Origin of the sequence: Eubacterium sp. CAG:161 (assembly GCF_000432355.1) — a bacterium.
Lineage (GTDB): Bacteria > Bacillota > Clostridia > Lachnospirales > Lachnospiraceae > Eubacterium_G > Eubacterium_G segne.
The window spans coordinates 6426-14438 of the sequence record NZ_HF991870.1 but is presented as its reverse complement, the minus strand read 5'-3'; the positions used below and the strand labels follow the sequence as shown (position 1 = coordinate 14438).

At 36.6% G+C, this 8013-nt stretch carries 4 protein-coding genes; all 4 read left to right on the top strand.

The annotated features are described in order from the left end of the window. Nucleotides 1-95: 95 nt before the first annotated feature. Entirely contained in the window at nt 96-524 is a 429-nt protein-coding gene (locus Q5O30_RS06585; protein WP_302674628.1) for a hypothetical protein, read from the top strand. A 20-nt stretch (nt 525-544) separates the two neighbouring features. Continuing rightward, nucleotides 545-1114, top strand: a complete 570-nt coding sequence (locus tag Q5O30_RS06580; RefSeq protein WP_021952957.1) for a hypothetical protein — start codon at nt 545-547, stop codon at nt 1112-1114. Nucleotides 1115-1336: 222 nt separating this feature from the next. Next, entirely contained in the window at nt 1337-4951 is a 3615-nt protein-coding gene (locus Q5O30_RS06575; protein WP_021952956.1) for a CotH kinase family protein, read from the top strand. A gap of 80 nt (nt 4952-5031) precedes the next feature. Beyond that, a partial coding sequence (locus tag Q5O30_RS06570; RefSeq protein ID WP_302674627.1) for a glycoside hydrolase family 76 protein occupies nt 5032-8013 on the top strand: 2982 nt, incomplete at its 3' end.

Sequence of the window (8013 nt, the reverse complement as noted above, 5' to 3'; positions counted from 1 at the left end):
TAGCACCAACAGTAGCACCGACGGTGGCACCGACGGAAGCCCCAACAGTAGCACCGACGGAAGCCCCAACAGTGGCACCGACGGAAGCACCTACAGTGGCACCGACGGAAGCCCCAACAGAGGCACCAACGGAAGCACCAACAGTAGTACCGACAGACAAACCAACGGTAGTTCCAACAAATAAGCCGACAGTAAAGCCTACACAGCAGGCAACTACTAAGAAGGTTACAGTAAAGAGAGTAAAGGTTAAATCTGCTTCAAAGGGAAAAGTATCTGCAAAAGTAAAAATATCCCTTAAGAAAGTAAAGGGAGCAAAGAAATATAAAGTACAGGTTTCAATATCAAAGAAGTTTAAAAAAGTTCTTGTAAAGAAAACTGTTAAGAAAGCAAAGTTTACTATAAAAAGCAGAAAATTAAAGAATAAGAAAAAATTATATGTAAGAGCAAAGGCTGTTAAAGTTGTAAACAAAAAAGTATACACAGGAAAATGGTCAAAGGCTAAGAGAGTAAAAATTAAGAAATAAACAGGAGGATTAGTAATAGAATGAAATTGTATAAGAAAATAGCAATGTATGCATTAGTTGCAACTTTATCCTTAGGAACATTTGGAGTGTTATCTTTAAGTGCCAAAGGAGCAAATGGCGACTTTGATGGAGATATAATAACAAATCCGTGGCAAGGATTATTCACCACAACATCCAATACAGGAGATTTGCCGGTAGATGAAACCACAACACATAACAGAGGAGACTTACCAACAGTTGTACCTACAAAAAACAACAATCAGGCAACCACTAAAAAGAATGATACAAAAGTTAAGGTTAAGGCAACTGCTGTAAAATCAGCTAAGAAATCTAAAAAGGCAGTTAAGATTAAAATATCTCTTAAAAAAGTAAAGGGAGCAACAAAATATCAGGTTCAGATTTCAAAAAGCAAAAAATTCAAAAAAGTTGTTTTGAAGAAGACAGTAAAGAAAACAAGTTTTACACTAAAGAGCAAAAAATTAAAAAACAAAAAGAAATTGTATGTAAGAGCAAGAGCTTTGAAGAAAGTCGGAAAGAAGACATACACAAGCAAATGGTCTAAAGTGAAAAAAGTGAAAATAAAAAAGTAATGAAAATCGTACCTTTAAGTATGTTAATAACAACTACATAGAAAAAGATTATGATTGGGTAAATACAATCGTAAAATAAAGTAAAATCTCCCTTCCGAAAAAGAACAGATATTTTCGGAGGGGATGCTTTTTTTTAGAATAGGTAAGCAAATTTCATATTACATTGAGTATTAAATTGTAAAATGTTAATCTATAAAAAAGAATGTAAATAGGAGGGGGCATATGTTTAAAAAGGTTATGTCATTGCTTACTGCTGTAGCTGTTATAATAGCAGGAATACAGTTTACACCGGCTAATAAAGTCAATGCGGCGGTAACATCATCAGGGGGAAGCGGATCATGGAAATTAGTATGGTCTGAGGATTTCAACGGAAATGTAGGAAGTGGCGTTGATACTTCTGTATGGAATTATGATACCGGAAACAGCGGATGGGGAAATAACGAAATTCAGAATTACACAACAAGTACAAATAACGTTTATATTGCAGATACATCATGGGATTCGGAGTCTAGTGACGGCAGATGTCTTGCAATTAAGGCACAGAGAGAAAATGGACAGATTACATCAGGAAGACTGACAACAAAGGGAAAGCAGTTTGCAAGATACGGAAAAATTGAGTGCAAAATGCGAGTTCAAAATGGCAGTCAGTCAGGAGTGTGGCCTGCATTCTGGATGATGGGTGAAAACGGAAACTGGCCTAATTGTGGCGAAATTGACATTATGGAACACAGAAACACGGAAAACACTGCAATTGGTACATTACATTGGAATCCGGGTACTTCATTATGGGATTCATATAATCATGTGTATGCAGGAAGTGAAACAAACGGTCAGTTTGGTTACATAGGAAGTATTGAACAGTGGCACAGATATTCAGTGGAATGGTATGGAGATGTAATGAAATGGTTTGTAGATGATACATGCTATGAAACCATGAGTATTTCAAATGCAACAATGGAAGAATTTCAGCGAAATCATTATATTTTGTTAAACCTTGCCATTGGAGGCCCAAATACACCGTTTACCAAGTATCAGACTGTAAGTGACAGCTTTTCCAATGCGATTATGTACGTTGACTACGTAAGAGTATATCAGGGCTCAGATTCTGACTTTGTAATAAATAAAAAGACAGAAAACGTTACTCAGCCTACACAGGTAGATGACGGATACACAACATGTGCATCAGATAATACTGTAAACCTTGGAAGCTGGAATTACTATGTAGGTTCATCCTGGGCAGGAACTGCAGCAAGATATAAAGGTGGTTCAGACTTAAATGATTTTTCATTGAAAGTTACGGCAAGCGGCGGACAGGAATGGGGAATGAATGCCCATACAAAGAAATTAAGTGTTACACCGGGACACACATATTCATATAGTGTAACAGTTAATTCCAATCAGGCAGGAGCTTCGGTCTTCATGAAGGATGAAGTTGGAGATATTAATTTTGACACAAAAACATTAGTATCAGGAGATAATGTTTATTCAGGAACATTTAAACCTACCAATGACACGGTACAGTTTATGTTTGATTTAGGAAAAGTTGCCGCAGGAACTACATTAAACTTTAAGAATGTAACTCTTACGGACACTACTCCTTCAGTAATTGAAACAACGAAAGCACCTGAACCGACAACTGTTAAGCCGGTTACAGGTGATGAAGAATGGATAACAGTAGACAATTCAAATAACATGTATTCATATGCAAGTGCAGATAACATTACTGTTGTAAATGTACAGCATCCGGGATTTGCCAATGCAGATGGAATATACATGAGTACAAAGGTAGCCATAGGTTACGTTACAATTAATGGAAATAAAGTAGGAAATGAATCAGTGGCAATTGACGGTGCAGGAGCGGTTGTATATTTAACAGCACTTTCAGGAACATCAACAGTGGCATATTATGCACAGGATGGAACTTTACTGGGAAGCGTTAACATTAAAAAGAATGAAACCGTACCTGAAACAACTGAGGCTGTAACAGAAGCTACTACAGAGAGGGAAACTCATGACATGAGTAAAGACCCGGACGATATATCAAGAATTTATGTAGTTACAGATGATGCTAATCCAACAATCACAAAGGAAAGTAAAACACCGGGTACAATAACCGTTATAGGTGGAGAAGACGGTGTGAATTCCGTAAGTGATACAGGAACAATTAAATTAAGAGGAAATTCAACATCTTTGGCAGATAAAGCCGCTTACAATATATCCTTTAGTTCTAAGCAGACATTATTTAGTGGTGCTAAGGCAGCTAAAAAGTGGTGCCTTTTGGCAAATGCATTTGATAAGACCCTTATCAGAAATAAACTTGCAATGGAACTTGGAAAAGAATTGGGAATGGTGGCAACACCGGAGGAACATTACGCAGACCTATACATTAACGGACAGCTTAAGGGAACATATCTGGTAAGTGAGCCGGCAGACAATGGAAGATCAGGAGTTTCTTATGATGAAACAAATGATAAGGAAATGATGTTTGAGTTAGAGGCTGACAGAGAAGAAGCAGGAGCTACATATTATACAACAAATCTTGGTGTAAGATTCGTAGTGGAGGATCCGGAAGGCTTAGGAACAGACACTGCTAAGTATTCAAACTGGGTGAACACATTATCAGCTTTTGAAACGGCATTAACCGATACGTCTTCAGACAAAGTGTTAGACTGCATAAATGTAGATTCATTTGTGGATATGTATATTGTAAATGAATTATTTAACACGGTTGATTTTGGTTACAGTTCAGTTAAGTTCTATACAAAGGAAGATGCAAAGGGAAATACAATTATATATGCAGGGCCTTTGTGGGATTTTGATTTGTCATCAGGAAATTCATCTGTTGAAGAATGTAGAAAGACAGATGCTTTCAGATGTCAGCAGGTAAATACGTGGTTTGGATACTTAATGAAGAATAGTTCCTTTAAAAATAAGGTTATTTCAAAATTTAGATCAATGCAGCCACAGATTCAGAATCTTTACAGCGAAAATTCTTTAGGAATTAGCAGAATAAATGCTAACTTGAATTATATGGGAAAATCAAAAGACAGAAACTATTCGGCAATAAGTGAAGGCGGTGCAGGCTGGAGCCAATCAACACCGGATTCGGCTGAATACAAATATTACCCATATGGATATAGTACATTGTCACCATACATTAATTATACATATGATGAACATGTTGAATATCTCACTAACTGGTTAGAAACAAGGAATAAATGGATGTGCAGCCAGTGGAATATTAATTATAATACAGCGGGAAGTGAAACAATCAGTACAGACATTGATATTACAGGATATCAGATGACCTCTTCATTAAACGGCATAGCAGGAAATATGGGTATGCGTGTTGTATATGAGGTAGAGCCTACAGTTAATGGAAAGGAAGTTTCCGAAAAAGGACTTATTTACGGACTGGTTTATGGAAACAATCCAATAAGTGAATCAGATTTAACATATGATTCATCCAGCGATTACGTAAAGAGATATATGGCTACCGATGCAGGAAAGTCAAGTGTTCAGTTAGGAGATTCAGAAACAGCATCATACTATGTAATGACAATGAGCTGTGATGCAGGAGATGGAACAGATAATGTAACAGCTAATGCATTTACTGCTAAATACTATGTAAGAGCATATGCAAAGTTAGCAGATGGCTCCATAGTTTACAGTAATGTGGATTCATATACTGTATACGATATTGCAGATTATATTTATCAGAATCAGTTAGTAAGCAACAAGTCTTCATATGACTATTTATATACTAAAATATTGAAATATGTAAACAGCAGTTATAAAGAGGGAGATTACGACTGGGGAAACATAGTGGTAAAATAAATGGCACACAAATAGTACATAAAGAGCTAAATACGAAGGAGGGTATTTGGCTCTTTTAAAATAAAAAAAGGAGGTACAAAATGAATAAGTTTAAGAAATTTATTTCATTATTGCTTGTTGCAACCATGATTGTTACATTTTGCCCTAATGTTAGCATAGGACAAAGTGTTGAAGTAAAAGCCGCAACTTCAGGAATAACTAATGGTGCAACTTACACAATTGTATCTGCATATAATGGAAAGGCAATAACCCAGACTGACCTTTCAACATTTTATGCAAATTGCGTAGTTTGGAATACAGATGCAATGAGTAATTTAGCAAGATGGACATTAAAGGAAACGGGAGATTATTACAATATTACCAATGCAGTATCCGGTAAGAGCATAAAAATAACCGGAAAAAATAATGGGGATAATATGGATTTAAACGGTAATGATAATTCTGATAACTACAGATGGAAACTGGTGCCTATTACATCAGGAACCTATGCAGGATGTTATTATATTGTTTCAGCGGTAAAGAATGATAGCGGTGAGGAAGAATATGCTGAAATTATTAGTGACGATGATAAAAAGGATACCGACGGTGCCCAGGTCAGATTATGGACAAAGGCAAAAAGCGTAGATTATGAGCCACGTCAGATATGGAGAATCCAGAAAAGTGACGTGGAGGATGCAACCTTTACAGAGGCAATGGCTGATAAGGCATTAGAGGCATTTAAAAATAAGTATTATGTAAAAAATTCAACCACAGGATATAACAGTTTAGGTGGCGGTTTCTGGGGAATTGCCGAAGTTATGGAAGCTATGCTTGATGGTTATGAAACTACAGGTAAATCTATTTATAAAGAAATGTTTCAAAATACATATAAAGATTTCATAGCAAGAAACGGAGATTACTGGTCAAATAATGATTTTAATGATGATATAGCCTGGGCTGTACTTGATTCAGTAAGAGCATATTTATTATTTGGAGACCAGAGTTACTTAGATATTGCAAAGAAAAACTGGGACTTTATGTATAAAAGAGGAACAGAAGGAAGAACAGACGGACTTATCAGATGGTCTCATGAAAGCGGAAGAGGTGACGGAACCACATCATGTATTAATGGTCCTGCCACAGTAGGAGCTTGTTATCTTGCAATTGCAACAGGTGATGAAAGTTACTATACCAAGGCAAAAAGCGTATTTGATGCATGGAGAAACAGTTCATTGTATGTAAGAGAAGGTGATGATGCAGGACATGTATGGGATAGTCCAGGAAACAACTGGCGTTCTACATATAATCAGGGAACTTTCCTTGGAGCTGCAATTATGCTTTATGAAAAATATGGAACACAGCAGTATTATGATGATGCATGTAATGTAATGGCAAATACGGTAAAAGGCCTTTGTTACAATAATATTCTTAAGGAAGAGAACACAAACTCCGGTGACCTTTCAGGTATGCGTGGTATCCTTATGAGATATATGAGAAAGTTCATTGTAGATTTTAATAAAGGCGAGTATCTTTCATTCTTTAAGGACAATGCAAAAGTAGCATGGATGAATAGTAATTCAAAGGGAATTATGCAGTGTTCATGGCAGAAAAAGGCAGCAGAAGATGCTACATGGGATTCTTTTGCAGCATATAATGCTATTTCACTTATGGCAAATATTCCTACATATGCAGATAGTTTAGAGAGAGATGCATATTCAAATATTGAAGCGGAAGATTTGGATTACTGTAAGGGACTTATTTCAGAAAATTCCAGTGGAACTAGTGGTGGCAGAAGTTTAGGAGGCGTAATGAACGGAAACTATGCTGCTTACTATAACATTGATTTTGGAGATGCAGGAGCATCAAAGTTGACTTTCAAGTATTCAAGAAGTACCGAAAAAGAAGGTGCAAATGGAACCATTGAATTTAGACTGGGAAGTACAACAGGTCCTCTTATAGCAAAGGCAAGTATTGAAAATACGGGAACATGGCAGAATTGGAAAGAAGTTACAATTGATACGGCACGTATTACAGGAGTACAAAATGTATATGTAGTATTTAAGGCGGATACTACTCATGTTTGCAATTTTGACTATTTTAAATTTGCAAAGGCAACAAATGATGACCAGGGATACTTTTTCTTAAAGTCAGATTCATCTAATCAGTATGCAAAGTGTAAAAATGGAAGCAGCGATACAACAATTGTGGCGTCCAGCGACAAGAGAGATGAAGGGGAACAGTTTAAGATAATTAAGAACAGTGACGGAACAGTTTCCTTTAAGTCATTAATATCCGGAAAATATATATGCATGGTAAGTGAAGGTTCATATCTTACTGCAAGTACATCAGCAATTTATAACGGAGAAAAGTTCGTTATAGAAAGATATGCATCAGATACAAGTAAGAGTAAACAGTTTGCCATTAAATCCATTGCCAATGGAAAATATCTGGCAGTTGATCCAAGTGGAGATAAGGCAATTCTTTCAACTTCCGACAGTATAGGAGGTTCATGGGAGACATTCCATATGGAAACTGTAAACGGTGAATGGATAGTACCGGATGGAACTATTTTGGTAGACAGCGCATATAAAGATGCATTCTCAAAAATAGAAGCTGAGAAAACAGACGATTTCAACGGAACAATTAATTATGATACATACCTTGGAAATACCAATGATGGAGAGTGGGCAAGATACGATAGTGTAAGATTTACTAAAACTGCAAAGAGCATCATAATGAGATATTCAGTAAGAGGTAAGATTGCTACCGGAAAGGTTTCATTGTATTTAGACAGTTTAGACGGAACACCTGTCGGTGAATTTTATCTTACAGAAACAGCTGAGGACAGTTGGGATGCATATGTTGAAAAACAGTTTGCGCTGAAAACTGAAATAAGCGCCGGAGTACATAATGTATATCTTAAATTTACACCGGACAGTGGAAAGACATATGTAGGAAATATTGACTATTTCTTATTTAGCGATGAAGCTTATGTGGAACCGACTATGGAAAGTGGAAGCATTAAAATAGAAGGATATCAGATAAGTGCTACCCGCAAAGGCAGCAGGGTTGTCGGTTCAGTA